Origin of the sequence: Natrinema saccharevitans, assembly GCF_001953745.1 — an archaeon.
GTDB lineage: Archaea > Halobacteriota > Halobacteria > Halobacteriales > Natrialbaceae > Natrinema > Natrinema saccharevitans.
Genome location: NZ_LWLN01000002.1, coordinates 31,282 through 57,172 on the forward strand (window position 1 = coordinate 31,282; position 25,891 = coordinate 57,172).

26 protein-coding genes and 2 pseudogenes are annotated in these 25,891 nt (G+C 63.2%); 12 read left to right on the forward strand and 16 right to left on the reverse strand.

Annotated elements, in window-relative coordinates; all coding sequences use genetic code 11:
* Window positions 1-96: 96 nt before the first annotated feature.
* Window positions 97-1,323 carry an acyl-CoA dehydrogenase family protein gene (locus A6E15_RS17645; RefSeq protein ID WP_076148476.1) on the reverse strand — a complete coding sequence of 409 codons (1,227 nt, stop codon included), beginning with the start codon at window positions 1,321-1,323 and terminating at the stop codon, window positions 97-99.
* A 162-nt stretch (window positions 1,324-1,485) separates the two neighbouring features.
* Between A6E15_RS17645 and A6E15_RS17650 the strand changes: the two genes are divergently transcribed.
* On the forward strand, window positions 1,486-2,295 hold the full coding sequence (locus A6E15_RS17650; protein WP_076148478.1) for an enoyl-CoA hydratase/isomerase family protein: 810 nt from the start codon (window positions 1,486-1,488) through the stop codon (window positions 2,293-2,295).
* Window positions 2,296-2,407: 112 nt separating this feature from the next.
* Here the strand turns inward: A6E15_RS17650 and A6E15_RS21815 are convergent.
* Window positions 2,408-2,563, reverse strand: a pseudogene (locus A6E15_RS21815) (dehydrogenase); the annotation flags it as partial.
* Window positions 2,564-2,726: 163 nt separating this feature from the next.
* On the opposite strand from A6E15_RS21815, the gene A6E15_RS17660 reads away from it, so the two are divergent.
* The 5 genes from A6E15_RS17660 to A6E15_RS17680 all read left to right on the forward strand — a co-directional run bounded on the left by A6E15_RS17660 (window position 2,727) and on the right by A6E15_RS17680 (window position 6,815).
* The gene (locus A6E15_RS17660; RefSeq protein WP_076148482.1) at window positions 2,727-3,527 is read left to right on the forward strand and encodes an enoyl-CoA hydratase/isomerase family protein; all 801 of its coding nucleotides are present in this window, start codon (window positions 2,727-2,729) and stop codon (window positions 3,525-3,527) included.
* 94 nt (window positions 3,528-3,621) lie between these two features.
* Entirely contained in the window at window positions 3,622-3,867 is a 246-nt protein-coding gene (locus tag A6E15_RS17665) for a hypothetical protein (RefSeq protein ID WP_076148484.1), read from the forward strand.
* Window positions 3,868-4,222: 355 nt separating this feature from the next.
* Window positions 4,223-5,098: a 3-hydroxyacyl-CoA dehydrogenase family protein gene (locus tag A6E15_RS17670; protein WP_076148486.1), complete on the forward strand. Its 876-nt coding sequence runs from the start codon at window positions 4,223-4,225 to the stop codon at window positions 5,096-5,098.
* A gap of 82 nt (window positions 5,099-5,180) precedes the next feature.
* Window positions 5,181-6,179: a TIGR04024 family LLM class F420-dependent oxidoreductase gene (locus tag A6E15_RS17675; RefSeq protein ID WP_076148488.1), complete on the forward strand. Its 999-nt coding sequence runs from the start codon at window positions 5,181-5,183 to the stop codon at window positions 6,177-6,179.
* A gap of 147 nt (window positions 6,180-6,326) precedes the next feature.
* Window positions 6,327-6,815 (forward strand): Lrp/AsnC family transcriptional regulator, encoded by a 489-nt coding sequence (locus A6E15_RS17680; RefSeq protein ID WP_076148490.1) that lies wholly within the window; start codon window positions 6,327-6,329, stop codon window positions 6,813-6,815.
* Window positions 6,816-6,862: 47 nt separating this feature from the next.
* Here A6E15_RS17680 and A6E15_RS17685 read toward each other — a convergent pair whose 3' ends face one another.
* The 3 genes from A6E15_RS17685 to A6E15_RS17695 form a co-directional block, all read right to left on the reverse strand.
* Window positions 6,863-8,710, reverse strand: coding sequence for an archaea-specific SMC-related protein (locus A6E15_RS17685; RefSeq protein WP_076148492.1), 1,848 nt, complete (start codon window positions 8,708-8,710; stop codon window positions 6,863-6,865).
* 2 nt (window positions 8,711-8,712) lie between these two features.
* Entirely contained in the window at window positions 8,713-9,297 is a 585-nt protein-coding gene (rdfA, locus tag A6E15_RS17690) for a rod-determining factor RdfA (RefSeq protein WP_338141490.1), read from the reverse strand.
* Window positions 9,298-9,365: 68 nt separating this feature from the next.
* Window positions 9,366-11,030, reverse strand: a complete 1,665-nt coding sequence (locus A6E15_RS17695) for a class I adenylate-forming enzyme family protein (protein WP_217693454.1) — start codon at window positions 11,028-11,030, stop codon at window positions 9,366-9,368.
* A 115-nt stretch (window positions 11,031-11,145) separates the two neighbouring features.
* Here A6E15_RS17695 and A6E15_RS20135 point away from each other — a divergent pair.
* Window positions 11,146-11,834, forward strand: a pseudogene (locus tag A6E15_RS20135) (IS6 family transposase).
* A 248-nt stretch (window positions 11,835-12,082) separates the two neighbouring features.
* On the opposite strand, the gene A6E15_RS17705 reads toward A6E15_RS20135, so the two are convergent.
* From A6E15_RS17705 to phnG, 10 genes are all read right to left on the reverse strand, one after another.
* A complete protein-coding gene (locus A6E15_RS17705) occupies window positions 12,083-12,478 on the reverse strand; it encodes a hypothetical protein (RefSeq protein ID WP_076148497.1) in 396 nt (131 codons plus the stop codon).
* 175 nt (window positions 12,479-12,653) lie between these two features.
* Window positions 12,654-13,325, reverse strand: a complete 672-nt coding sequence (locus tag A6E15_RS17710) for an HAD family hydrolase (RefSeq protein WP_076148498.1) — start codon at window positions 13,323-13,325, stop codon at window positions 12,654-12,656.
* Complete coding sequence (locus tag A6E15_RS17715; protein WP_084177411.1) at window positions 13,318-14,124, reverse strand: sugar phosphate isomerase/epimerase family protein; 807 nt, start codon at window positions 14,122-14,124, stop codon at window positions 13,318-13,320. Before A6E15_RS17715 ends, A6E15_RS17710 begins: the two co-directional genes overlap by 8 nt.
* Window positions 14,121-15,284: an alpha-D-ribose 1-methylphosphonate 5-triphosphate diphosphatase gene (locus A6E15_RS17720; protein WP_076148499.1), complete on the reverse strand. Its 1,164-nt coding sequence runs from the start codon at window positions 15,282-15,284 to the stop codon at window positions 14,121-14,123. Before A6E15_RS17720 ends, A6E15_RS17715 begins: the two co-directional genes overlap by 4 nt.
* A complete protein-coding gene (locus tag A6E15_RS17725) occupies window positions 15,281-16,018 on the reverse strand; it encodes a phosphonate C-P lyase system protein PhnL (RefSeq protein WP_076148500.1) in 738 nt (245 codons plus the stop codon). Before A6E15_RS17725 ends, A6E15_RS17720 begins: the two co-directional genes overlap by 4 nt.
* A complete protein-coding gene (locus A6E15_RS17730; protein ID WP_076148501.1) occupies window positions 16,015-16,845 on the reverse strand; it encodes an ATP-binding cassette domain-containing protein in 831 nt (276 codons plus the stop codon). The genes A6E15_RS17725 and A6E15_RS17730 overlap by 4 nt, the downstream gene beginning before the upstream one ends.
* Window positions 16,842-17,906: an alpha-D-ribose 1-methylphosphonate 5-phosphate C-P-lyase PhnJ gene (locus A6E15_RS17735; RefSeq protein ID WP_076148502.1), complete on the reverse strand. Its 1,065-nt coding sequence runs from the start codon at window positions 17,904-17,906 to the stop codon at window positions 16,842-16,844. The genes A6E15_RS17730 and A6E15_RS17735 overlap by 4 nt, the downstream gene beginning before the upstream one ends.
* Window positions 17,899-19,032, reverse strand: a complete 1,134-nt coding sequence (locus A6E15_RS17740) for a carbon-phosphorus lyase complex subunit PhnI (RefSeq protein ID WP_076148503.1) — start codon at window positions 19,030-19,032, stop codon at window positions 17,899-17,901. Before A6E15_RS17740 ends, A6E15_RS17735 begins: the two co-directional genes overlap by 8 nt.
* A complete protein-coding gene (phnH, locus tag A6E15_RS17745) occupies window positions 19,033-19,578 on the reverse strand; it encodes a phosphonate C-P lyase system protein PhnH (RefSeq protein ID WP_076148504.1) in 546 nt (181 codons plus the stop codon). It abuts the gene before it with no gap.
* The gene (gene phnG / locus A6E15_RS17750; protein ID WP_076148505.1) at window positions 19,575-20,018 is read right to left on the reverse strand and encodes a phosphonate C-P lyase system protein PhnG; all 444 of its coding nucleotides are present in this window, start codon (window positions 20,016-20,018) and stop codon (window positions 19,575-19,577) included. Before phnG ends, phnH begins: the two co-directional genes overlap by 4 nt.
* Before the next feature lie 55 nt (window positions 20,019-20,073).
* Between phnG and A6E15_RS17755 the strand changes: the two genes are divergently transcribed.
* Genes A6E15_RS17755 through A6E15_RS17775 form a run of 5 tightly spaced genes read left to right on the forward strand, consistent with a single transcriptional unit; the run spans window position 20,074 to window position 25,016 of the window.
* Window positions 20,074-21,270 (forward strand): PhnD/SsuA/transferrin family substrate-binding protein, encoded by a 1,197-nt coding sequence (locus A6E15_RS17755; RefSeq protein WP_245800607.1) that lies wholly within the window; start codon window positions 20,074-20,076, stop codon window positions 21,268-21,270.
* A 20-nt stretch (window positions 21,271-21,290) separates the two neighbouring features.
* Complete coding sequence (locus A6E15_RS17760) at window positions 21,291-22,097, forward strand: phosphonate ABC transporter ATP-binding protein (RefSeq protein ID WP_076148507.1); 807 nt, start codon at window positions 21,291-21,293, stop codon at window positions 22,095-22,097.
* Window positions 22,094-23,125, forward strand: a complete 1,032-nt coding sequence (gene phnE, locus A6E15_RS17765) for a phosphonate ABC transporter, permease protein PhnE (protein ID WP_084177413.1) — start codon at window positions 22,094-22,096, stop codon at window positions 23,123-23,125. Before A6E15_RS17760 ends, phnE begins: the two co-directional genes overlap by 4 nt.
* The gene (locus A6E15_RS17770) at window positions 23,122-23,793 is read left to right on the forward strand and encodes a DapH/DapD/GlmU-related protein (RefSeq protein WP_076148508.1); all 672 of its coding nucleotides are present in this window, start codon (window positions 23,122-23,124) and stop codon (window positions 23,791-23,793) included. Before phnE ends, A6E15_RS17770 begins: the two co-directional genes overlap by 4 nt.
* The gene (locus A6E15_RS17775) at window positions 23,790-25,016 is read left to right on the forward strand and encodes an MFS transporter (RefSeq protein ID WP_245800608.1); all 1,227 of its coding nucleotides are present in this window, start codon (window positions 23,790-23,792) and stop codon (window positions 25,014-25,016) included. The genes A6E15_RS17770 and A6E15_RS17775 overlap by 4 nt, the downstream gene beginning before the upstream one ends.
* On the opposite strand, the gene A6E15_RS17780 is transcribed toward A6E15_RS17775, so the two are convergent.
* Window positions 25,013-25,768, reverse strand: coding sequence for a PhoU family transcriptional regulator (locus tag A6E15_RS17780; RefSeq protein WP_245800609.1), 756 nt, complete (start codon window positions 25,766-25,768; stop codon window positions 25,013-25,015). The two genes, A6E15_RS17775 and A6E15_RS17780, sit on opposite strands and share 4 nt — an antisense overlap.
* Between the last annotated feature and the right edge of the window lie 123 nt (window positions 25,769-25,891).

Genomic DNA, 25,891 nt, shown 5'->3' on the forward strand with positions numbered 1-25,891 from the left:
TGGATAAGCTTCGATTAGCGGCAAAGTCGTCCAGAAAGGGTACCGGCTCGACGGACGTCTCGGTACTGGACTCGAGGTCCGCCCCTGTCGTCCGGTCTACGTTTCCACGCCGTATTGCTTCGCGATCGTGTTGAGCTGGATCTCGTCGGTCCCTTCGACGATCCGCTGGATCCGTGCGCGGTGAAGTCGATCCATGAAGAGGTTCTCCTCGGCGAGTCCGTTGGCGCCGTGAAGCTGGACGACGTCGTCGGCGATCTCCCAGAACGCGTTGGTCGCGAACCACTTGAGGATCGACGATTCGGCGATCGCGGGGTCGCCCTGATCGAGCAGCCACGCGCACTTGAGGCCGACAGTGTCGGCCGCCATCGCGTTCGCTCGACCGCGCGCGATCTTGTGCGATACCGCCTGATACCGGCCGATATGCTCGCCGAACGCTTCGCGTTCGTTCGCGTACTCAGTGGCCTTGTCGAGCAGCCCTTCCGCGTGGCCGACCGCCGTCGCACCGATCTCGACGCGGCCGAGTCCGAGGAACGACATCGCGTCGTAGAACGCGTTGTCGACGCTCCCGAGGACGCGGTCGGCCGGAAGCCGGACGTCGTCGAGGTGGACCTCCGCCTGAACGCCGGTCGCACCGACGGCGTTGTTCAGCGTCCCGATCTCGTACTCGTCTTCCTCGACGATGAAACACGTGATGCCGCCGTGTCTGCCGGCCTCCTCCTGGGGCGTCGTCCGCGCGAACACCTGAATGAAGTCCGCGTAGGGGGCGTTCGTGATCCACTGCTTCGTTCCGTTCAGCTCCCACTCGTCGCCGTCCTTCTCGGCTCGCGTCTCCATGTTCGGCGAGTCCGATCCGACCCCGGGCTCCGTCTGCCCGAACGCGGTCGTCTTCTCCCCTCGCATCGCCGGCTCGAGGTATCGCTCGACCTGCTGTCCCTCGGCCTGTGCGAGCAACGGCTTCGGGCCCTCCGGACCGGCGAGAACGTCCGACGCCAGCGGCACGTCCTTCGTCGCGAGGCGTTTGTTCGCCCGGTACCAGGTCACGGCCGACACGTCCTCGCCGCCGACCGCTTCGGGCATGTTCATCGCGTAGAATCCGGCCTCGGCGCTCTTTCGTCGCACTTCGTCTTTCGCCTCGAGGACCTCGTCGGTCAGACGGCCATCGGGCTCGTGTCCGAGTCTGGGGTTGGTGAGCGTCTCGCCGAGTTCGTCGGCGAGGGGCTCGACTTCCTGCTCGACGAACTCGTCGAGGCTCTCGAGGATGAGTTCCGTCTCGTCGGCGGTCCCGAACGAAACGCCGGAACCGGTCTCCGCTGATCGTGCCATGCGTACGCACTCCGTTAGTCCGAATACACATATAAATCTCGCCATCGACAGAGGAATGCTGTCAACTACGACCGGCCGCCGGCCCGGGACCGTGCCTCGAACCGTTCGACTCGAGGGGCGAAGCGGCGGTACAATTAAGGCGAATCTGGTCGTCCCTCCGGTATGCGAGAGGTTGGCACTGGTCACGTACTCGTGGACGTCGACGGCCACCGCGCCGACGTCGTTCTGAACCGTCCGGACAAGCGAAACGCGATGAACGAGGCCCTCCTGTCGGACCTGAAGCGAGCGTTCGAGACGGTCGACGCGAACGAGGACGTTCGCGCCGTCGCACTGCTCGGCGAGGGGCCCGTCTTCTGTGCGGGGATGGACCTCGAGATGATGCGCGATCGAGGCGAGCAGGCCCAGGAAGGAGAGCGTCGCGGAGACGATAGCGCCGGCGACCTGCTCGGAGACGTCGTCGAGGCCATCGATACCGCACGCGTTCCGACCGTCGTCGGGATCAAGCGCGCCGCGCCCGCCGGCGCGTTCGAGCTGTCGCTGCCCGCCGACTTCCGCGTCATCTCCGAAGACGCGAACTACGGCGTCATCGAGGTCAAACTCGGTACCTTCCCGCACGGCGGTGCGACCCAACGGCTGCCCCGCATGATCGGGCTGGCGAAGGCGAAGGAACTGGTTCTGGGCGGGGAGTTCATCGACCCCGCGGAAGCCGAGCGGATCGGGCTCGTCAACGAGGTCTGCGACGCGGACGCGGTCGACGACCGCGCTCGCGAACTGGCCGACGACCTCGCCGAGAACGCGCCGCTGGGAATGGAACGTGCCCGAGAGGCCCTCAATGCGGCGCTCGAGATGCCGCTCGATGACGGACTCGCCTACGAGCGCACCCTCGGAGCGCAACTCGACGACACGCACGACTATACGGAAGGGTTCACGGCCCGACTCGAGGGACGCGAACCGGAGTTCGAGGGTCGCTGAGCGACCCGACCGCCAGCGGGTCGGCGACGGCAGCGTCTCAACTGTCCTTGGGGGCCTAAGAAGCCGCGGAACGTCGGCGAAGAGGGAGAGGAAAGTCGGCTCGAGACCGCCCGTCCCCCGTCGCGTCGGCGATGCGAGCGGAGTACTCGTCGACGCCGAGAACGACGACGTCGGCTCCCTCGTCCGCGATTGTTCGACAGTCTTCACTTCCGATCCGTCCGGTGCCGCCGGTGACGACGGCAGTCCTGTCGCTGAGTCCTAGGTCCATCGCGTTTCGCACGAATGTGTCGATTCTAATACCGTTTGGTGTTCGGCGGGGTCCCCGAACGCCGCCGCTCGCTTCGTCGTCCGTTCGGCTACCACGCCGCGACGATCGAGGGGCCGGTGAACCGATCAGGAGAATTATAACGGTAGATCGTGTCCGTGGTAGCATGGCGCATTCACTGCCGGAGTGTGAGAACTTCGTCCTCGAGCGGGACGGTGCCGTCCTCTCGATCACGATCGACAGCACGACGAAATTCAACTCGCTCAACGACGGGATGGGCGACGAACTGCTCGAACTGGCGAGTTTTCTCGCCGGCGACGACGAGACCCGATGTGCCGTGATGACGGGAACGGACGGAGTCTTCTGTGCCGGTGCCGACGTCGAGAGCTTCGCCGGCGACGACCACGGACCCGACTCTGTCCGGCGCGGAGCGTCGATCCTGCACGACGCGATCGTCCAGTTCCATCAGGCGGACGTCCCGCTGGTCACCGGCGTCAACGGCGTCGCGACCGGTGCCGGCCTCGGAATCGCCCTTCTGGGCGATCTGGTCGTCGTGAGCGAGGACGCCCGGTTCGAATACGGCTATCCGCGGCTCGGACTCCCTGGGGACGGCGGGGCGACGTTCCACCTCCCGCGGCTCGTCGGTCTCAGACGGGCGAAGGAGATCGCACTGCTCGATCGACCGATCTCGCCAGCGGAGGCCGTCGACTGGGGACTGGCGACCGAATCGGTCCCCGGCGACGAACTGGACGACCGGCTCGAGGAGTTGGCGAGCGAACTGGCGTCCGGACCGACGCGAGCCTACGGTGCCGCCAAACGACTCCTCGCGCGGAGCCTCGATCGATCGCTCGAGGAGCAACTCGCAGCGGAGACCGACGCCATCGCCAGGGGAGCAGAGACCGACGATCACGCCGAAGGCGTCGCGGCGTTCGTCGAACGGCGCGAACCGAAGTTCGAGGGACACTGAAACGAACTCCCTCGAGCGACCGAGAGACCGCGACTGCGTTTTCCGGTGAGGAAACATACAAACGGTCGGCTCCCGCACTATGGAATAGAGTACCATGGCAGAGAAAATCAACCTCTCGCGGGTAGAGCAGGTACCACCGGACGCGCGGGTCTACCACTACGACGAACTGCCCGAGCGTGCGAAGACTCACCTTCCCCGCCTGGTCGACGCCGAGGCGTCGGAAGTGTTCGCCCCCGAACGGGTCGCTGAGGAACTCGAACCGTACGATCTCGTCAAGTTCACCGAATACTATCGAATCACGGTCCGCGAGGACCCGCTCTCGACGCCACAGTTTTCCTGATAGGGGCCCCCGGTACCGGCCCTGACCGACCCGATAGCATCAGGCATCGAAACCCATCGGTATCGTCCGATTCTGTCCACCGTGTCACATTGCCCGTACACTACGATGATTTGATTTCACATATCGCTTCGATCCGTCGCGAATTGAATAACGTCCTTAGTCCGTTATTCCCTCCGGTCGGAGTTGCAGTACAAATCCGCCGGGTGCGATTATCCGGACTACATCGAACGTGAAAAGTACTATAACGTTATCCCGTGAGACCGCTCCGGTCACTCTCCGATTCGGCTCCGGCACTCCGTCCGTCAGTAATTATATTACGGTGGGTACGGATGCTAGTGGTGAGGCATGACCTAGCATGAATGTCGCAGTTTTGGGAGCTGGTTTCATGGGTCACGGTATCGCCCACGTCAGCGCCCTCGGTGGACACTCGGTTATCGTTCGCGACGTCGAACAGGAACTCGTCGACGAGGGCCTCGAACAGATCGAGGCGAACCTCGAGGAAGGCATCGAACGCGAGAAGATAACGCCGGCCGAGAAGGAAGACGCCATCGAGCGACTCACCGGGACGGTCTCGCTCGAGGCGGCCGTAGAGGAGGCGGATCTCGTCATCGAGGCGGTCCCCGAACGGCTCGATATCAAGCAGGACGTCTTCGCAGACGTCGAGGAATACGCCCCCGACGACGCGGTCGTGGCGACGAACACGTCGTCGCTGTCGGTGACGGAGATCGCGAGCATACTCGACGACCCGTCCCGGTGCATCGGGCTTCACTTCTTCAATCCGGCCCACATCATGCCGCTGGTGGAGATCGTCGTCGCGGAACAGACCAGCGGCGAAACCAAAGAGTTCGCGGACCACTACGTCGAGAGCATCGAGAAGACGCCCACGACCGTTACCGACGTCCCCGGGTTCGCATCCTCGCGACTCGGCGCGATCTTCAGCCTCGAGGCGATCCGAATGGCCCAGGAGGGCGTGGCGAGTATCGAGGACATCGACGAGACGATGCGATTGGGGTACAACCTCCCGATGGGGCCGATCGAACTCGTCGATCACACCGGGATCGACGTCAACGTCGAAGTGATGGAGTACCTCAGGGAGGAGTTGGGCGAGCGATTCAAACCGCCGCAGCTGTTGAAACGCAAACTCCGCGCCGGAACGCTCGGTCGGAAGACCGGCGAAGGGTTCTATATCTGGGAGGACGGGGAGATCGCCGGTGTGAGCGACGAGGAGTAAGTCGACCGCTCGACGTTCGATTCGCAAGCGACGCCCGCGTTCGTCACGTACTTTTATTATGAATGCAGAATACGCCACAGACATGACCGATAGGGACGTCTTTCTGCCGGTCGGCGCACAGCCCACGCTCGAGGATCTCGTCGAACAAGCGGTCACGGCGGAGGAGTTGGGGTACGACCGCGCTTGGTTCCCGGAAACGTGGGGACGCGACGCCGTCACGGCGATGGCCACGGCCGCGGAACGGACCGACGAAATCGGAATCGGAACGAGTATCGCCAACATCTACTCGCGGTCGCCGGCGCTGCTCGGCCAGACGGCCGCGACGCTACAGGAGGCCACCGACGGCCGGTTCCGTCTCGGCGTCGGTCCCAGCGGCCCGATCGTCATCGAAAACTGGCACGGAATGGAGTTCGGCAATCCGCTCCGCCGGACTCGAGAGACGGTCGAGATCGTCAAACGAGTCCTCTCCGGGGATCCCGTCTCCTACGACGGCGAGTACTTCGACCTCGAGGGGTTCCGGCTCCGCTGTGATGTGCCCGAGCCCGCGCCACCGGTCGACGCGTCGGGCCTCGGTCCGAAAGCCGTCGAACTCGCCGGCCGCTTCGCCGACGGTTGGCACGCCGTCTCCTACACCAGAGACGGCCTCACCGAGCGCCTCGCGGATCTTCGACGGGGCGCCGAACTCGGCGACAGAGATCCGAACGACCTCCGCGTGACGGTTTCGGTGAGCTGTTGTGCCCTCGAGGACGGCGAACGCGCTCGCGAACTCGTCGCTCAACACACCGCCTTCTACATCGGCGGCATGGGGACGTTCTATCGCGATAACCTCGCCCGACAGGGATACGAGACGGTCGCTAACGAGATCTACGAGCGGTGGCAGGACGGCGAGAAAGAACGCGCCACGGCGATCGTCCGAGAAGAACTGCGCGACCAGATGGGGGCCGCGGGAACGTCCGACGAGGCTCGCGAGCAGTTGCGGCAGTACCTCGATCTCGACGGGCTGGACGCCGTCAACGTCTCGTTCCCTCGCGGCGCAGGACCCGAGGAAGTCCACGAAACGATGACTGCATTAGCCCCGTAATCCGACGGTTCCGACTGGCAGCGACTGTGAAGCTCCCGTTCGGACGTCCCGACTCGTCGCGGGGCCGACCGAGCCGACTCCGCGGTCGGTGCAGGTCCGTGTCTCTCCGCGAGAGACTTTAATAGGTAGTAGTCACAGTACCCGACTATGACGGCCTCATCCGACGACGATGACGTTCTCGAAATAGACGAGATCGATCGACGGATTCTCGAGATACTCGCGAACGACCCGCGGAGCCCGTACGCGGACATCGCCGACGAGTTGGCCGAGTACGACATCGAACTGAGCAGCGAGGGGGTCCGCCGCCGCGTGACGTCGCTGCTCGAGAACATGACCAGTTTCTTCTTACCGCGTCCGGAGCGAAACAGCTGGGAGATCGTCCTCGTCACGGCCAGAACGGCCGACGAAGCGAACTCGAAACGGGAGGTCTTCGAGGCGATGTCGAACATGGACTTCTGGTTCGTCGCCGAAGGGTTCGGCACCGTCGACCTGTACGGAATCGCCACGGCGAAATCGAACACCGAGATCGACGAGTTACTCGTCCAGATGCGAGCGCTCGACTCGGTGACCGAAATCGACTACTTCATCGAAACCGACCGCGCCGTGAACATCAGGAACTACCTTCCCGTGTACTGACTGCGGTCGGCGAGATGGGCCGTCGATCGGAACTCTCCGGAACGAGGTCAGTTCTGTACCGGTTGCTCGAACGAGACGGTGTCGAACTCGGTATCGACGGCGGACTCCGGATGGGTCGTCGCGACCAGGTACTCGGTTTCGTCGGCGAAGTAATCGACCAAGCGGCGGGTCCGTTCCGCATCGAACGCCCCCAGCGAGTCGAGGACGAGAACCGGCGTCACCTCGTCGACGTCGTACGTGACGAAGCCGGCGAGCGCGAGGACGAGACCGATCATCTCGCGTTCGCTCTCGGCGAGGTGTTCGATCGAGTCCGACTGCGTTCGGCCGTCGACCTCTCGAGCGACCACGAGGTCGAACTCGCCGTCGAGCCAGACGCGCTCGATCCGTTCGAACTCGAGTGCGTCCAGTAACTCGTCCATCGTCTCGTTGAACACCGTCCGGAGTTCACTTTCGAGGTTCTCGATTCGATCGGTCAACGACGTGATCTCCCCGGAGAGTTCGTCGACCTCGTCGCGCTTGCGTTCGAGGTCCGTGCGAGTTTCACGGAGCGAATCACAGGTCTCTTCGAGTCGCGTGATATCGCGCCGAAGCGTCTCGATCTCGACTCGCGTCTCCTCGATTTCGTCGGTGAGTTCCGACTGCTCGGAGCGCTGGTCGGCCGCCCGATCGTCGATTTCGTCGTCGAGTTCCGAGAGTCGGTCGCGGATCTCCTCTAACTGGTCGCGTCGTTCGTTTAGGGAGTCGCGCCGGCTCGATAGTTTCTGTTCGACGTCCTGTTTCTCCGTCTCGAGTCGCTGGATGTCCTGCTCCGAGCGCCGCACCTCTTCGATCCGCTCGGAGAGTTCTTCGATCTCGGGTTCGCGTTCGCGCTTTCGGCGCTTCTCCGCTTTGACGAGCGCCGTCAGATCTTCGATCGTTTCCTCGAGGTCCTCGGTCGGCGCCGAGCGACCACACGCCCAGCAGGTCACTTCGTCGCCCATCAGTCCCGAGTTGCGACCGAGCGCACCCGTGAATTCCGAGTCGACCATCTCCCGGTTCGCGGTCAGGACCGACTGCAACACGCCGAGACGTTCCGTCACGTCGTCGAGTTCGGCTCGTGCGGACTCGCGCTCCTGCTTGAGGGACTTGATATCCGTCTCCTCGACCGCGGCGCGTGCGTCCTCGAGTTCGTCGTCGATCTCGTCCGCTCGTTCCTCGAGACGATCGATAGCCGCTTCGAGCTGCTCGATCTGCGTCTCGCACTCGGCCTCGTTAGAGCGGACGTCGGCTCGCTCGTCGCGCAGTTTCTGAAGCGCACCGTCGGTTTTCGTCGTGTCCTGCTCTTCGTACAGTTCCTCGAGCGTCGACTCGAGTTCGTCGAGGTGGTCACGTTTTTCCGCGAGTTCCCGTTTTCGGTCCTCGAGTCGGCTCTCGACGTCTCCGGCGGACTCGATCTCGTTCGTAAGTTCTCGCTTCCGAGCCATCAGCTCCGATCGTTCCGCCTCGAGCGCCTCGATGTCCATCGGTTCTTTCAGAAGCGATTCGACGCCCTCGTTCCGGGCGACGGCGCTCCTGAGCGAGTTCGTCTCCAGCAGTCCCGCGAACCGCTCGAGAAGCGTGATGTCGTCGGCGTCCGATACCCACGCCTCGCCGCTCGTTTCGATACCTGCGTCGGTCCGTCTGGCGACCCGTTCGATGCGTTTGTCGCCGGCCGAGAGTACTGCCCGAGCCTCGTCAGTCCCGCTTCGAATCGGAACCGACGAACTTCCCAGCGCGAAGAGGAGTCCCCTGAGGAACGACGTCTTGTTCGCGGCGTTCGGTCCCTGAATGAACGTCGGCCCCGCGGTAATCGACAGTTCCTCGTGTTCGATGCCACCGATGTTTTCCAGTTCGAGGTGAAGTGTTCGGTCAGACATAATCAGTCGTCGCAACGACAGACGTATTCGCGGCGGATCGCCCGATCGACTGGGACGCGAGCGTGACAGTTCTCGCACTCGAGTTCGGCGGTCACGGAAACGCTCACGTCACCGCCGGCACTCAGCCGGCCCTTGTTCCGGAGCGAGCGGACGGCTGCTTCGATCTTCGTGGTCGCATGATCCGTCGAGATCTCGATCGCGTCCCGTTCCCAGTCCCCGCTGGAGAGGTCGACATCCGCCGACAGACACTCCTTCAGATGGGTTCGAATCACACCGTAAGAGACGAAATCGCTCCGCAGTCGCTCGATCGGAACGCCTGCATTTGCCAACTCCGACGCGACCTCCTCTGCGACCGCTTCGTCCGACCGCAGCCGCTCGTACTTGGACTCGGCTTCGTCGCCGAGCGTCGAGAGTCCCGCTCGGTCCATTTCGCGGCGCAGCATGAGCGTATTGAACCACTCGGCGAGTTGCCGATACCCCTTCCGCTGGGGGCCGTCGGCTTGCCACTGCTCGAGGAGTTGCTCCTCGTATCGCTCCATTCCGTATTCGTCTAGTATTCGGCAAACTTTACACCCGTATTCGCTCATTGGTCGTACCTACGCCCGTGGACAAATAAGGACCGCGATTCGAACTAAATCGGCCGCACTCGGTGACTTCAGCCGTCTGAACCGGATCGTTGGACTCGGTCCCGAAGGTCCGTCTTGACGACTTTTCCGACCGGGTTCCGGGGGATTTCCTCGACGACTTCCAGTCGCTCGGGACGCTTATAGACGGCGACGTCGTCGCCCATGTACCCCGTAATGTCTTCGAGCTGAAGATTTTCGCCCGGCTGTGGCACTGCGAAGACCGCGACCCGCTCGCCTAGGTCTTCGTGCGGTTCGCCGACGACGGCGGCGTCGGCGACTTTCGGATGCTCGATGACTATGTTCTCGACTTCCTTCGCGCTGATAGTGAACCCGCCCCGGATGATGACGTCCTTCTTCCGGTCGAAGAAGCTCATATAATCGTCCGCCTCGATCTGAAACAGATCGCCGGTGTAGAAGTAGCCGTCTTCGTCGAACGCGTCCGCCGTGAGGTCGGGCTGGTTGTAATAGCCGGCCATGAGTCCCGGGCCCTTGAATGCGACCTCGCCGACCTCGCCCGGTTCGGTCACGTCGTCGCCGCTCTCGGGGTCGACGATACGGATGTCGACGGTGTCGATCCGCGGGTCGTTGATGCCCCAGTCGACATCCTCGGCGAACCGCGGAAAGTCAGTCGCGCGCCGCTCGAGGGGCGTCGTCTTCGGGCCACTAATGGCTGACGTCCCCTCGTTCTGGCCCCAGATGTTGATGATTTCGATCCCCCACCGCTCGTTGAACTCCTGCATCGCCCACTCCGAGGGGGCGGCCGAGCCGGTGGTGATCGTCTCGACGTCGCTCAGATCGAACTCGTCCACGTCGGGATGTTTGAGCAACTGATTTAGCATCGTGGGGACGAGGATGGTGAACGTGACGCCCTCGTCTTGCATCTGCTCGACCATCAGCCCGAGATCGATGGGGTGGTGAAGCACGAGCGTTCCCCGAGTGAGCAGCCACGGCACGTAGTTGACGCCGAGCGCGGTCATGTTGACCAACGGCGCCGCACAGAGGACGACGTCGCCCTCGTTCATATCGCACAGCAGCGGCGTCGGGTTCGACTGCCAGTTGTTGTGCGTCATCGGGCACGCCTTGGGATCGGCGGTCGTCCCCGACGTCCACTGGAGGTTAAACACCTCGTTGGCACCGACCTCGACATCGTCGAGCGCCGCGGTGTCCGCGTCGGCTGTCGTGAACTCGCGCACGTCCGCGAACGAGATGACGTCGTCGAGCGTCGCCGACTCGTCGGCGAACGCCGTCGCCATCTCGACGTGGTCGAACCCGTCGAAATCCCGCGGCCCGACGTAGGCGACGGCCTCCGTCACATCGACCACGTGCTCGAGTTCGTGTCGCCGCCACTGGATCGGCATGGGCGACAGGACGGCGCCCGCTCGAGCGACCGCGAGGTACAACATGGCCAGTTCCCACGTGTTCGGCAATTGCGCCACGACGAAGTCGTCCTTTCCGATGCCGCGCTCGCAAAGCGACGTCGCGACGGCGTCGACGGCGTCGGCGAACTCCGTGTACGTCAATCGCTCGGGTTCTCGGTCGACCAACGCCGGCGTGTTCGGCGGATCGACGACGGCCGTCCGATCGGGATACCGTTCGGCGGTGTTCGCGAACCGCTCGAGTAGCGTCTCGTCGCCCCAGGCACCCGCGTCCTCGTATCGCGCTATCTCTTCCGGATCGTGGAACTCCATGGACATTGAGTGTAGGCAACATACACCATGATAGATGTTTCCCTCGCTGACAGTACGTCGATGCGGGCACCGTCTAGTCAGCGCAGTTTGAGGAACGAGCAGGTCGTAGAGTTGGTTTGGAATGACACTCGCAGACCTGCTCAGCGAGAGCTACGCGGCGGAATTTGATGAATGTTGGGAGCGTGAGCGGACGGCGACGCCCGTCAGGGCGTTCGCCGTCCGGCTCCACTCGACCGGCTGTTCGCTTCGAGAGACACAAGCGATTCTTCGCTCAATCGGCGTTGAACGCTCTCCTCAAGCAATCTGGCACTGAGTACATCAGCTTGCTGATAGCGTGCCAGACCCGCCGACGGCTTCGCCGTCGCGGGTCGCGGTTGACGAAACCGCTGTCAGGATTAACGGCAACCGATCTTGGCTGCACGCTGCAATAGACCTTGAGACGAAACTCATTCTCGATGTCGCACTCTTTGGTCGGCGAGGCACCGATCCAGCTGCTGCGTTTCTGCATGGACTCGCCGAGAAACACGATCTTTCCGACGCTGAGTTTCTCGTCGATGGTGGTGGCTATCTGACTGCCCTCTCTCGATTAGGGTTGAGCGGTCACTCGACTATGTCGATCGAAACCACATCGAAAAGTGGTTTCATACCCTCAAAATACGGATCGACCGCTTCCACAACTCGTGGGTTGGCAGTCGGGCCAGCACCAGCGAATGGCTTGAACAGTTTGTACACTACTATAACACACAGCGACCGCACCAGTCACTCAACAAACAACCGCCAGCGGAGGTGCTAAACTATAGTAGCCGCTGAAACGATTCACACACTGATCGCACGACAGCGCTGCGATCAGGTGTGCAATGACTTTCAGCGGCTACTATAGACAGTGCCTCAATGATGGACTTGTTAAAAGTATTACTTGAGATGCTCCAGCTGGATTGAGGGACGATCGTCTGGATTTCTCTTGATGAAAAGTCTCCGATATGCTCTACCGGCGTCGCTCTGAATTTCCCGGGACAGTCGACTCGGTGTCAGAATTCCTTTGTCAGGGCACGGGGATGTCACTCCTCGACCCATTCGCTCCGGAGCGCATAGCGGCTCATATCGTCAACATCGACCGCCAGCGTGAACTCCAACGTGATCGTTTCTTCGACGCCGATGGACTTCTTCAGCTCGAGCCCCGATCGGTGCAGCGTACCGCCGCCGTTGTCCAAGAACGTGCAGACGACTCGTGGGACCCGCCCCTCCGGCGTAATTGGCTCGACCCCCTGGTTTTCGGCTGTCACATCGACGACGACACGGGTACCGGAGTACGTCGCCTGCGTCGAGTACTCGTGGGAGAAGACGAGCGGTGTTTCATTTGAGATGACCTCCCCGTCAACTCTCGACCCGGAACAGCCCGCAAACAGTGCCCCGCAACCTGCGGCAAGCGTCCCGAGAACGGCTCGACGGTGCATACTCCAACCACCGAGCAGTCTCACTGTGAACCTATCGTCCGTAGAGTCCGTACTTCGTCGGCTTCGGGAGCTATAGTCGCTCTTGAAACGATTTACACACCGATCACAACGCTGTCCTGCGATCGGGTGTGCATTGACTTTCAAGAGCTACTATAGAAGAGAGTGACAGTCGCTGTCAGCGCTGTTCGGTCAGTACTTCAACCAGCGACCGGAGATCCGGTACCTCAGCAGTTGGCTCAACTGAGAGGGCCACGTCTGCGACGTGGTCTCGGCGGAGAAAGACCGAGTCGATATCGGCACGCCGGGCCGCGACGATGTCCTTCTCGGAATCACCAACGTACAGCGCCTCGCTCGCATCTAAGTCCGCCAGCGCCCGCTCGAGGTAATCCGACTCCGGCTTCCGTCGGGCCGCACCTGCGAGCGTCGGCTGTCGACCGTAGGCCGTCCTGAACCCGTCCAGATCATAGTGTGCGAGCAGAAACTCGATCGTTGCGTGCTGGTTGTTGCTCACTATCCCGAGAGGCAGGTCCAGCTGTCCGAGTGCCGCGACGTCGTCGTAGACTTGCTTGCCGCCATCCCGGACGTGGGCCTGCTGGGCGAGGCTGGCGGTCAACTCGCGGTGATGCCAGAACGCTTCCGGATCGAGTCCGTGTTCGCGGGCCGCCTCGATCGGGACGGTGTCCTCGGCGACCGTCCGTCGGGCGACCGACCGATCGATTTCGACGCCGAAGGCTCGAAACGAGTCCACGACGGCGTCGACGAGTACCTCGCGCTCAGTCGGGGCGACCAGCACGCCGTCGTTGTCGAAGACGACGGCATCGTAGTCATCCGCCCATCGGTCACTCACGGGCCGTCAGCTCCGTTTCGGGGGGCGTTTTGTCGGTGCCGACGCTCGTCGCCAGGTCGCCGACCGACTTCGTCTCGAAGACGAAGTAGTCCGCCGGAATCGCCTCGACGACCGACTCGTAGTCGGGAAACGGCTCGTGCTGGTCGGCAGTGCCGTCGTTATCGTGGAGGTGACAGACCCGGATCCGATGGCCAAATTCCTCCACGAACGCGCGCCAGTCGTACCCGTTGACCTTCGCGTGGCCCACGTCGAGCGTGACGCCGAGATACTGCGGTGGTACGTCGACGGTGTTCCGCATCGCCGCGAGATCTGCTGGCGTCGTAGTGTAGCGCCGCTTCTCCTCATTGATGGGCTGGTTTTCCAGACATAGTGGCACGCCAACCAGTTGAGCGTACTCTGCACACTCCGCAAGCGAGTGCAGCGCGTTCTGCTTCGCGCGGTCGCGGATCCACTCGGGGTAGCGATTCGGGACCGACCCACCGTGGACGACGACGGCCCCAGCCCTGGCCTCGGCGGCGTCATCGAGCGTCCGCTTGACCCGCTCGACGGAGTCCTGCCGGACCACTTCGTTGTAACTGCCGATGTTCCAGTTCCGGAAGGGTGCGTGGTACGTGACGCTGACGCCGTAGCGGTCGGACAGTTCCCGAATCCGCTCGGGGCCGGGCGTCTCCGGATGGCCCGCGAGGTACTCGCGTTTGAACTCCACGTGGTCCAGTCCGATGTCGGTGACGTAGCGCATGAACTCTTCGACGGTCTCCCCGAAGCGAATGTCCATCGCTGCGCCGACGCTCGGGGTCATCGCACCACCCGATCGGCGCGGTACACCGGCTGGCCGGCGACGAGCGCGCTAACGACCGTCGGTGTCGGGTCACGGTCGACGACGAGCAAGTCGGCTCGCGCCCCGACTTCGATCCGACCGCGGTCGTCGAAACCGACCGCGTCGGCGGGATTGGCGCTGACGCGGTTGACCCGCTTGGGCAGTGGTTCCCCGGTGTCGACGAACGCGGCCGCGAGCAGCGACGGCGGGTGGTAGTCGGCCACGAGAGTGTCGACGACACCGGCGTCGATGGCGTCGCCCGTCGAGAGATTGCCCCACTGGCTCTCTCCGCGGACGAGATTCGGAGCGCCCATCGCGGTCGTCATACCGAGTTCGGCCGCGCGCTCGGCGGTCTCTAACGTGATCGGATACTCCGTGATGTCCACGCCGGCATCAGCCAATCGCTCGACTTCCGCGGGATTCTCATCGTCGTGCGAGGCCGTCACTGCACCGGTGTCGTGGGCGGCCTCGACGATCTCGTCGACGCGCTCGCGCAGCGTCGCCATCGCGATGTCGGTTCGCTCTTCGATCATTTCTTCGGCCTCCTCGGCCGTGTGCTCGCTGGCGTTCTCGTAGTACCGTTTAAACGCCTCGACGTCGCGGAACTGGCCCTTGCCGGGGATGTGGCTCATCACCGAAACGAGGTCGGCGTCGCCGTTCTCGACGACTTCGAGAACCGCGTCGACACAGCGTTTCTGGGTGACTTCACAACGGGCGTGTAGGCGGTGGTCCACGAGGAGGTCGTCGGCAGCGGTGATTGCCGCTGTCAACGTCGCCGCGAGTTCGGGCGACCGATCGGCCTCCTCGTCGAGTTCGAAGGAGATGGCGTGAAACTTCGTCGTGATTCCTGCCGCAACATTCGCGCGGTCGGCCGAGGCCAGCGCCATCGGGAGCGCCATCCGCGCTCCCGAGCGCGGATGGAGGTGATTCTCGATGTCGTCGCCGTGGAGATCGACCAGGCCGGGCATGATAAGGCGGCCGTTGACGTCGATCACGGTATCAGCGTCGTCGTCGATGTCACCGACTTCGACGATCCGGTCACCCTCGATACGAACGCCGCCCTCGAGCACGGCTTCGGGCGTGATGACGCGTCCGCCAACGACGGCGACACTTCCCTCTGTGGTCTGGGTGGTTGAACTCATCCGATCACCACCTCCTCATCGTACGCCTCGATGGGGGCGACGCGCTGGAGGCGACCATCGTCCAGGACGACCACTCGATCCGCGACGGCATCGACCACATCCGTGTTGTGGAAGACGCCGATGACCGTCGTCTCCGAACCGAGATACGTTGAAAGGAGATCGATCGCGGCCTGACGGGTGTCGGGGTCGAGCGCGCTGGTCGGTTCGTCCAGCAGGAGCAGGTCCGGTTTCGGTGCGAGGGCCTGTGCGAGGTTCACTCGCTGGCGCTCGCCGCCGGAGAACGTCGCCGGATACGCCTGCCACAGCTCTTCGGGTACCGACAGCGCCGACAGCAGGTCACGAGCAGTCGACCGCGCATCCTCGCGGTCGACCCCCTGTTCGACTAGGGGCCGAGCAACCACGTCGACTGCGGGGACCCGGGGAATTTCGTCGAGGAACTGTGAGGTGTATCCAATGCTGTCCCCCCGGAGGTCGATGACCGTCCGGTCGGGACACGAGGCCAGATCGACGTCGCCGTCGGGACCGTGGTAGACGACCTCGCCCGAACTGGGATCGTAGGTTCGGTACAGACATTTCAGCAGCGAGGACTTACCGCTGCCGGATTCTCCGACGATAGCGAGGAACTCGCCCTCGCGGACGTCGAACGATACGTCGTCGAGACCGACGACCTGGGTGTCGCCGAGCACGTGCATGTCGAAGGTTTTGGAGAGACCGTCGACGGACAGGACTGTCATATTACTGAATTGATAAGGGTCTGGGTGTACTCGTGGTGCGGGTCTTCCATGATGCGATCGGTGAGACCGGACTCGACGATGCGACCGTGGCGCATCACGAGCGTCCGATCGGCGAGTAGGCGGACGACGCTCAGGTCGTGTGAGACCACAATGGCGGCGACGCCCTCTTCGCGCTGGACGCGGCGGAACATGTCCAGTACGCGGGCTTGGACGCTCACGTCGAGCCCTGTCGTCGGTTCGTCCAGCACGACCAGGTCCGGGTCGGTCGCCAGTGCGCGGGCGATCTGAACGCGCCGCTGCATCCCTCCGGAGTAGGTGCTGGTGGGGTCGTCCATCCGGGCGACCGGGATCTCCGTCTCATCGAAAAGATCCCGAACGCGCCCGCGGACATCCTCATACGAACGGTTTCCGGCCGAGAGCAGTTTCTCCGCGACGTTGCCGCCGCCAGTGAACTCGAGATTCAGGCCGTCGCGGATGTGCTGGTGGACGAGTGCGATCTCTCCCGTGCGGAGATCGTGGCGCGTTTCGTAGTCTACCCCGAGCAGATTACCGTCGTGGCCCGCGTAGTTGACCTCGCCGGCAGTTGTAGCGTCGTCGTCGCGCTCGAGCGCGAGCAGTTCCGCGAGGCTGGACTTACCGGACCCGGACTCGCCGACGATGCCCAACACCTCCCCGGCCTCGACGCTGAGGTCCGCCTCGGCACAGGCGACGACGCTACCGCAGTGGGGGCACTGGTTCGTCCCAGCGCGGTCGCCGGTCGACTCGACACAGCGGGGACAGCCGGGTCCGTAGCGCGTCTGCAAGTCGTGGGCTTCCAACAGCGTCATTCCTCGGCACCTCCCTGTTCGATCGCAGCTCCGGCGTCGTTCGTGCCCGCGTCGGGCGTTCCCGGCCCCCAGTCGACTTCCTCCTCGAGGTGATGGTCCTTCGGGAGGTCGGGATCCTCGCGGCGTTTCTCACAGAAGCTCGAGTCGTTGCAGGCGTAGCGGGTCTCGAAGGCGTCGTCTCCGTCCTCGGTGGCCTCCTCTGAGACCTCGACGAGGTATGTGTCGGTCGATCCGCAGGCGTGGCAGGCCTGCTCGGGGAAACGCTCGACGGTGAACTGCCGGTCCTCGAAGGCTAGTGGTTCGACCTCGGTGTGTGGCGGGACGGCGTAGATACGCGCCTCCCGGCCCGCAGCCAACAACGTGAGATGGTCCGCGTGATCGAGTTTCGGTACGTCCCATCGCGGGATCGGCGAGGGGTCCATCAGGTAGCGCCCGGCGACCATCGTCGGATACCGAGAGGCGATCTTGATCTCGCCGTACTCGACGATGTTCTCATAGAGGTGGACCCACATTTTCCCGTAGTTCTTGTGAGCGTGTCGCCGACGGTTGGCTGCGTCCGAGGGATCGACCGTCCGCAGCGCGTCGGTGATCGGAACCTGCAACACTAGGCGCTGCTTGTCGGTCAGTACCTCCTCGGGGATGCGGTGACGACTCTGGATCAGGTCCGCCTCAGTGGTGTCGGTCGTCGTCGCCACGTCAGCGGTGGTCTCCGCCAGCCGACGGATGTTGGCGGCGTTGACGCTCTCGTCCGCGCCCTGGTCGATCACTTTGAACGTGTCCTCGGGATCGAGGATCGATAGCGAGGCCTGAATACCGCCGGTGCCCCACCCGCGGGCCAGCGGCATCGGCCGGGAGGCGTAGGGTACCTGGTGGCCGGGGATGGCAACGGCTTTCAGTATCGAGCGTCGGACCTCGCGTTTGGTGTGCTCGTCGAGGTACGCGTAATTGTACCCTTCCAGGCCGTCACTGTCCAGGGACTCGAGAGCGGCGTCGACGGAGTCGGTCGCGACGGGCGTGCCCCCGCCGGGCGATACGTCGTCGGTTGTGGTCTGTTCAGTCATCGTCACTCGTTCCCGCGACTGCTGGGTCCGCGAGTTGTTCGTCGGTTTCGATGCGGCCGCCCTCGCTCAACCCCTTGCGCTCTCTGATGGCGCGGATGCGGTCCAGGATCGACTGGAACGTGACGTAGTGGGGCAGTTTGAGGTGTTCGATGAAGCCGAAGGAGTCCATCCCGTCGACCGTGTCGAGGACGAACTCGGCGTTCTCGGCGGGTTCCTCGTCGCTGTCGAGCTGGATTGAGGCGTCCAGAATGGTCATCCCGATGGCCTTGCGTTCGTTGCGGCCGAAGGTCAGCCCGTATCCGAACGCGAACTGTGGGTCCTCGCGCTTCTCGTAGACGGGGACGACCGCCTCGGACTCGGTGACCTCGGTGTGGGTGACGGTCACCTCCTCACCGGTGTACGGGTGTTCGATCCGGACAGGCAGGCGTCCGACCCGAACCTCCGCCAGCGTCGGATGGACCTGACCGTACCCCCGCAGCGCGGAGTAGCCCAGCGCGGTCACCGCGCCGGTCTCGCCGCGGGCCAGTTCTTGGAGGACCTCGTCGCGCTCGGGCGGGTGTGTGACCGACTCCCGGGTCGTGTCGTTGGGTTCGTCGACCACCGGTTCGTCGGGTTCGTGCAACAGCCCTTCTTCCCGAAGCAGTTCCGTGACGTTGGTCAGCCGCTCGGGATCACCCTCGTCATCGAGGTCCCACTCGGCGGTGGGGTCCTCGGGATCGTCGTCAGCGAGATCAAAATCCAGTAGTCGCTGGGTGTAGTCCTTGGTCGCACCGAGGATCTGGCCACCGGGGACGTCCTTGAACGCCGGTGAAACCCGCCTACTGGCGATCATCTCGCCCGGATCGACTGTGATCGTCTCATCGAACCGTTCCAGCGTCGAGCGGTACGCCCGCAGCAGGAACGCGGCCTCGACCGTGTCGCCCTGGGCCTGCTTGACCGCCAACGCGGCCAGTCGTGGCGCGTAGAGGCCGCCCTCACTCATCGCCTTTGCGGTGAGGCGGCCGAGTTGCCCCTCGATCTGATCGATACCGATATCGTCGGAATCGTCGTCGATGCGCTGTTTCTCGAATAACTGTTCGGCGCGCTCGATGAGTTCCTCCCCAGCAGTAACCGCGACGTACCCCACTCAGACCACCTCCATCGTTACCGACCGCGGGAGTGCAGCCACGCGATCCTCGGTGGCGAAGATAGCGTCGACGCCGCGCGGGTAGTCGGACTGGGCCGCAGCAAGTGCAGACAGTTCCGTCTCGGGTAGAGCCACCGATAGCGTTGCCGTCCCGTCGACACCTGGGCCCGAGAGGCTCAGTGTTGTTCCGTTGGCCGCGTCGTCGTCGAGTGTTTCGACGCGGTAGACCACGGTCGCACCGTCGCTGGGTTCGGTCAGCGAGCCACGCCTGCAGTCCTGTACATCCCAATCGATGTGTTCGCGGGCGTGGACGATGTCCGCCTCCCCGAACGGAGCGCGTTTGAACCGGCCCTGATCGGCCAGGGCGTCCCGCACGGTCTCGTCGTCGGTCGCAAGCGTCACCTCGTGGTCGACGAGGGTCGCGACGACGGCGTGGTCCGCGGGCGCCGGGACGGCGTGGACGGTTCCGGGCCGACTCATCGCCTCGAGTAGCCCGTCGAACGTCCGGCGAGTATCGTGAACGGGGTCGATGCCGAGGGCTCTCACTCTTGGCCCTCCATCGTCTCGAACTCGACGGCGGTGTGTTTGCTCTGTGCCCAGTCCCGGCGTCGCTGCTCGCGCTGTCGGGCCGCCACGTCCTCGAGTGCGGCGACGATCGCGGGCGTCTCCTCGTGGCCCGCGGCGACAGCAGCATCGACGATCGCGCCCGAGAGCGCGGCCCGTTCGCCCTTGCCCGGCACCATGGCAAAGCCGCGCGTCTCCTCGAGTTCCACCTCCGCGGGTGTCACCAGAACCTCGCCGAGGTTGAACGGGCGATGTTCGACCGGGTCACACACCTGTTGCATCAGTAACTGTGGCCGCGGTTCTTGACGGACCGACAGCGGCGGGTCCCCTTCGAGCACGTCGTTGGCGAACTGAGCGAGTGTCGCCCCCTCGCAGGCGGCGATCAGCTCGAACCGATCGGATCTGTCGTGTGGATCAACCATACACTCGGTCGAAACACGTCCAAACGACTGCATAAGAATTCTCTCGGTACTCTCTATGGACCGCTCGTCGTCGGGGTTGATCCCACCGATCAGTGAGCCGAGTACAGACGGGTACGTACTCCGTGTGATAGTCGGTGTCTCTATCCGGGAAGCAGACGGACCGACACGGAGCCTTCGGACTCTACCCAGCCAATCGTTATTCGGTCGATTTTCCAGTGTTGAATTGATGTGTGACAGACAGAGCAACGACAGAATGGGAGAATCAACACCCAACGGAGACAGTCGGAGCAACGCGGTCGGTCGACGCGGGTTTCTTTCCGGAACCGCGGCGACCGCCCTCACTGCGAGTCTAGCAGGCTGTGGGGGCGTCCTCGGCGGGACCGCTGACGAAAACGTCGTTACGATGCTATTGACGCCTGGGACACCGGCGGACGCTCGCCGCCGATATAAACCCGTTCAGAACCTCCTCAACGCAGAAATCGACGGTGCAGAGTTCGAGATGCAGGTTCCGACGGACTACTCGGCGATTCTCCCGGCCCTCGAGAGCGAGCAGGCCGAAATCGGCATGGACGACGTGACGGTGCTGGCGAATCCGGATAAAATGGACATCTACGGCTCGACCGTGACTGGCGGGTCGGCGTTCTACTTCTCGCTGATGGTCGTCCCACCGGAATCGGATATCGGTGGGCCCGAAGACGTCGAGGGCCAGACGTGGGCCTTCGCCGACCGTCTCTCGACCAGCGGTTCTATCTTCGCGCTGTACGCGCTCCAGGAAGCCGGGCTCGATATCGGTGACGCGCCGAAGGATGATCCGGTCGACTTCGAAGGAAGTTGGACCGACCACGACCAGGCACTCCAGCGGGTCGGGGAGGGGCAGGCCGACGGGGCGACGACCTGGGGCGGCAACGGCATCCCGCACCTGCCAGAAGATACCGAAGTGCCCGACCGCGTCGAGGAAAATAGCTCTTTCCTGGAAACGATGGGCACCGAAACGCCGGAGTTCAAGGCGGTTTGGTGGTCGTTCCCGATCCCGAAACAGCCGATGTACGCCCGGACCAGCTGGGAGTCTGATGTGAAAGAGGAGGTGGGGGAAGTTCTTCGAGGCTCTGATAAAGAGCAGATCGAAGAACACTATCCGGATGACTACAACGAGGATGAGCTACCGTTCACCACGCTCAGTGACACGTCGATAGAGGATTACCAACCAATCATCGAACGGATGAACGCAGTCGGTATCGAGCCCGGCGAATAACCACCACAATTATCATTTCTATGAGTACACTCAAAGTCGAGAACCTGTCGAAACAGTATGGCGACGTGACCGCACTCGAAGACGTATCCTTCGAGATAGAGGATGAGTTCGTCGTCCTGCTGGGTGAATCCGGCGCAGGCAAGTCGACGCTACTGCGGTGTGTGAACGGACTGACCGAACCGACCGAAGGTTCAATCTACCTCGACAACGAGGAGATATCCGGCTCGCAGACGGACGTCGGGATGATCTTCCAGCAGCACAACCTCGTAGAGGGCGTTTCGGCGTATCTCAACGCGCTAACCGGCTCGCTCAGTCGCGTCTCGATGCTCCGGAGTATGCTTCAGTGGCAATCCCAGGAGGACAAGGTCCGGGCCCTAGAAGCCCTCGAAACCGTCGGCCTGCTTGAAGAGAGCCACCAGAAGGTCGCACAGATGTCCGGCGGCCAACAGCAGCGGGTCGGTATCGCCAGAGCGCTCGTTCAGGACCCGCGACTGCTGCTGGCCGACGAGCCGGTCGCCAGTCTTGACCCTTCTAGTGCCGAGACGGTGATGACATATCTTCGTAAGGCCGCGAAGGAGCACGACGTGACCGCGCTCGTGAGCCTCCACCAAGTGAACGTCGCCGCCCACTTCGGTGATCGGTTCATCGGGCTTCGTGAGGGACAGAAGCTGTTCGATGTCGGACGCGGGGAACTCACCCCCGAGCTGATTGACGCCCTCTATGGCAGTGTAGAGACCGTCAGCCTCGCCGAGCAACCGAGCACAGTTGGGAACGAACAGGACGAGGGGGTACCGCTCGACGACATCGAGCAGGGGATCGAAGCATGAGTGCGCCACCCTCGAAGATGGACTCACTCGCGGCTTACTTCGGCTACGCTGACATCGGAGACTCGCCAGCCGAGCAGAAGCTTCAGGACATGAAACGCCGCAAAACGAAGCGGCGGCTCTGGACGCTCGGCGGACTCATCGCGACCTACCTGTTGTTCTATGCGAGCCTCCTTCTCATCGAGTTCAACGTCGCCGAACTGGTTGGCCAGCTTGATCAGTTCTACGATGCGCTGCTGGGGTACTTCCCGCCGACGACGTACTTCGGTATCCCCTTTATTGATCTGGGAGCCTACACGAGCTTCATCATCGAGGAAAATCTCATCCTCACAGTCGAGGGTGGCCAGATTGTCTGGGGTGCGATGTTCGTCACGATGGCTGTCGCCATCGTCGGGACGGTACTCGGTTTGCCGCTCGCGCTATTCTTCGGAGTCATGTCTAGCGAACGGGTCATTCCCTACCCGTTCAATTTCATCTTCCGCGGGACGATGAGTCTCATCCGTGCGATTCCGGGGCTGGTGTGGTTCCTGATCCTGATCCCGCTGGCAGGTGTTACTCCGTTCACAGGCGCCCTGGCGATTATGGTCGATACCACCGGCTACCTCGGGAGGCTCTTTACCGACGAACTCGAGGAGATCGAAGACGGTCCGATCGAGGGGATCCGTTCAACGGGTGCGAGCAGTTCACAGATTGTCTCCTTCGGTATGTTGAGTCAGGTATTCCGGCAGTTCATCGCCTGGATTGCTTTCGATCTCGAACACAACGTCAGAGCCGCGATCGGGCTCGGTATCATCGGTGCTGGTGGGCTCGGACTCGAACTGTACGTCCAACGCCAGACGTTCAACTACACCGAGATGATGGCCTGTATCATCCTCATCTTCCTGCTGGCAGCCTCCGTCGAATTGGTTAGCCAGCGCGTCCGCTCGACCCTTCGCGACGACGACGATGTCGAGAAGTCGGGAATCATCGAGGCGTTCGCTAACGCACCCAGGAATATCCTCTCCTCGACGATGGGACGACGCGGCCAATGACCTACTACCAGGACTACGGGCCGGACCGGACGCGCACGCTCGAGCCGGAACCGACGCTACACGACCCCGTCTCGATCACCGAGAGCGAACTCGGAGCGTGGACGGAGGTCCGGCATCACGCCCGGCTCAACGAGTCGGCGATCGGTGACTACACCTATCTCATGGAGCGCGTCCAACTCGATTACGCCACCGTCGGGAAGTTCGGCAACGTCGCGGCCGACGCCAGGCTCGGCCCGACGAACCACCCGATCGACCGGCCGACGGCCCACCACTTCACCTACCGGGCGGCGATGTACGACCTCGGCAGCGACGACGAATCGATCTTCGAGTGGCGGGCCGATCAGCCGGTTGAGATCGGTCACGACGTCTGGATCGGGCACGGTGCGATCGTTTTGCCCGGGGTCACTATCGGTAACGGTGCGGTCGTCGGTGCCGGTGCCGTCGTCACCAAAGACATCCCCGCCTACACGCTCGTCGCTGGAGTCCCTGCCGAACCGATCCGCCGGCGGTTCCCCGAGGACGTGGCCGCCCGCATCGAGGCGACCGAGTGGTGGCACTGGGACCACGCGACGCTGGCCGAGCGACTCGACGCGTTCCGTGATCTCGAGCGATTCCTCGCCGAGTTCGCTCCCGAAGAGAGCCGTCAGTGTGGACAGGCCGACGCGTGACCACCGAGCCGGTCGGCTCCCAACGTGAGCCCCGGCGCGGCCCGTTCAGTCTGCGAGAGCGCCACCGCGTCCTGCTGGTGACGGCGGCCGTACTGTTTCTGTCGGTGCTGGTCTGGTTTAATTACGCGGCCGTGCTGCCGCAGGTCGTCGATGACTGGGGACTGAGCGGAACGCAGGCCGGCGTCCTCTTCGGTGCGTTCCAGGCTGGGTACCTGGTCGCGATCCTCCCCGCTGGATGGCTTGCCGACCGCTACTCCCCACGGTGGGTGATCGCGGTTGGCGCGAGTGGAACCGCGCTGCCGAGCCTCGCGTTCGCCGCGGTAGCAGAGGGTGCGGTCCTCGGAACGGCCCTGCGGTTCTGCTCGGGGCTGTTCGTGGCGGGCGTCTACGTGCCGGGGATGCGGTTCATCAGCGACTGGTTTCCCGAGCGAGTCAGGGGTCGCGCGCTCGGGGCCTATATCGGGACCTTCGAGCTTGGAAGCGGGCTCGCGTTCGTCTCCGCCACAGCGGTCACTCAGATAACGGGTTGGCGGTTCGCGATCGCCGTGACGAGCGTCGGGGCGCTTCTTGTGTCGCCGCTGGTCGTCCGGTCGACGAGAGACGCGTCGAACCGTGCCCAACCCCAGTCGGGATTCGACTGGTCGCTTCTCGAAAATCGGACCTACCTGCTCGCGACCGGCGTCTACGCCTGGCACAACTGGGAGCTATTCGGCGTCCGGAGCTGGATGCTCGCCTTTCTCGTCGCGACCCCCGCTTTCGCTGCGACGGGCTCGTCTCTACTCCCCGGAGTCCTCGTGGGCGCGATGATTGTCGCGAGCGGTGTCGGTAACGTTCTCGGCGGCTGGCTCAGCGACCGAGTCGGCCGACCGATCGTCCTCGCGGTCGGGCTCGGATCGAGCGCTGCGATCAGTGCCGTAATCGGCCTGCTCGGAGCCCTCTCGAGAGCGGTGCTGATTGTTCTCATTTTGATCTACGGTCTCGTCCTCGCGCTCGATAGCGCGCCGACGTCGACGCTCGTGACCGAGGTCGTCTCCGAGGAACGCGTCGGCTCCGCGCTCTCGTTGCAGTCACTTGCTGGTTTCTCAACGACGATTGTCTCTCCGATTGTCTTCGGGCTCGCACTCGATCGGGGCGGATACGCCGCTGCCTTTCCGACGCTGGCAGCCGGCGCGGTCCTCGGGCTGTTGTTCGTCGGCGGGCTGGCGGTAAAACGGGCCAGTTAGATTGCGGTGTGATCCGGCTGGTGGCCGGAGTGAATTTGCACCGCCAGTTCCGCGGCGTCGACCCAGTAGTAGATCGCTCGCTCGAGCGCCCGTGTAACCGTCACCAGATAGCCGTACATGTCCGGATCGTACGCCGTCACGAGCTCGAACAGTTCGTCCAAGTCTCGGTGGACGGTCTCCTCCTGGTCGCGGAGCTGTCGGTGGACCGCGAGTTCACAGTCGAACAGGATTTCCGAGAAGTACTCGTTGATCCGCGTACCCGACGCGAAGATGTCTGCCATGCGCTCGCCAACGATCCCATTCGGACCGGTGCCCTCGCGGTCGACGACATCGGCGATGAAGCAGGCTCGATCCCCGACAATCTCGAGGTTCGTTGCGATGGTTGACAGGTCCGCTGCAACGCGGTTGCCCGGCCAGTCGGTCGTCAACGTGTATGACTTCAATTCCGCGAGGACCGCCGAGTAGCGCTCGTTGGTAAGCGACTCCAGAGTTTTTGCTGAGTGCTCTACGCTCTCGCCGAGAAATGCCGCGCGGGCGGCGTCGTACTGGCGCGTAGTCACTGACTCCAGGCGGTCGAGCAGTCCCAGCACTTCCGTCCCACGATCACTGGTCTCTCCGTCCGATGCTATCTCCGCGCCGTCGGCATCGTCGTTGAACAATTTTGAGATGCGTCTCGAATTGTCGTACAGCGCTGCGTCGTCGACGACGTAGCCTTTCTGGACTATCTCTTCGGCTTTGAGTTCCTGCAGCAACTCCGAGAGATACTGTTCGGAAATACCGACCGTATGCGCAAGTTCCTCTTTGGTTTCCGGTGCGATCCTGTCGATCGATTCGACGACCTGAGCACGCGTCGCGTCACGACCGCCTGTTCCCAG

Coding starts and splice junctions, on each gene's coding strand:
- A6E15_RS17645 (WP_076148476.1), bottom strand. CDS start 1,323: ATGGCACGATCAGCGGAGACCGGTTCCGGCGTTTCGTTCGGGACCGCC.
- A6E15_RS17650 (WP_076148478.1), top strand. CDS start 1,486: ATGCGAGAGGTTGGCACTGGTCACGTACTCGTGGACGTCGACGGCCAC.
- A6E15_RS17660 (WP_076148482.1), top strand. CDS start 2,727: ATGGCGCATTCACTGCCGGAGTGTGAGAACTTCGTCCTCGAGCGGGAC.
- A6E15_RS17665 (WP_076148484.1), top strand. CDS start 3,622: ATGGCAGAGAAAATCAACCTCTCGCGGGTAGAGCAGGTACCACCGGAC.
- A6E15_RS17670 (WP_076148486.1), top strand. CDS start 4,223: ATGAATGTCGCAGTTTTGGGAGCTGGTTTCATGGGTCACGGTATCGCC.
- A6E15_RS17675 (WP_076148488.1), top strand. CDS start 5,181: ATGACCGATAGGGACGTCTTTCTGCCGGTCGGCGCACAGCCCACGCTC.
- A6E15_RS17680 (WP_076148490.1), top strand. CDS start 6,327: ATGACGGCCTCATCCGACGACGATGACGTTCTCGAAATAGACGAGATC.
- A6E15_RS17685 (WP_076148492.1), bottom strand. CDS start 8,710: ATGTCTGACCGAACACTTCACCTCGAACTGGAAAACATCGGTGGCATC.
- rdfA (WP_338141490.1), bottom strand. CDS start 9,297: ATGAGCGAATACGGGTGTAAAGTTTGCCGAATACTAGACGAATACGGA.
- A6E15_RS17695 (WP_217693454.1), bottom strand. CDS start 11,030: ATGTCCATGGAGTTCCACGATCCGGAAGAGATAGCGCGATACGAGGAC.
- A6E15_RS17705 (WP_076148497.1), bottom strand. CDS start 12,478: ATGCACCGTCGAGCCGTTCTCGGGACGCTTGCCGCAGGTTGCGGGGCA.
- A6E15_RS17715 (WP_084177411.1), bottom strand. CDS start 14,124: ATGACCCCGAGCGTCGGCGCAGCGATGGACATTCGCTTCGGGGAGACC.
- A6E15_RS17720 (WP_076148499.1), bottom strand. CDS start 15,284: ATGAGTTCAACCACCCAGACCACAGAGGGAAGTGTCGCCGTCGTTGGC.
- A6E15_RS17725 (WP_076148500.1), bottom strand. CDS start 16,018: ATGACAGTCCTGTCCGTCGACGGTCTCTCCAAAACCTTCGACATGCAC.
- A6E15_RS17730 (WP_076148501.1), bottom strand. CDS start 16,845: ATGACGCTGTTGGAAGCCCACGACTTGCAGACGCGCTACGGACCCGGC.
- A6E15_RS17735 (WP_076148502.1), bottom strand. CDS start 17,906: ATGACTGAACAGACCACAACCGACGACGTATCGCCCGGCGGGGGCACG.
- phnG (WP_076148505.1), bottom strand. CDS start 20,018: ATGGTTGATCCACACGACAGATCCGATCGGTTCGAGCTGATCGCCGCC.
- A6E15_RS17755 (WP_245800607.1), top strand. CDS start 20,074: ATGGACCGCTCGTCGTCGGGGTTGATCCCACCGATCAGTGAGCCGAGT.
- A6E15_RS17760 (WP_076148507.1), top strand. CDS start 21,291: ATGAGTACACTCAAAGTCGAGAACCTGTCGAAACAGTATGGCGACGTG.
- phnE (WP_084177413.1), top strand. CDS start 22,094: ATGAGTGCGCCACCCTCGAAGATGGACTCACTCGCGGCTTACTTCGGC.
- A6E15_RS17770 (WP_076148508.1), top strand. CDS start 23,122: ATGACCTACTACCAGGACTACGGGCCGGACCGGACGCGCACGCTCGAG.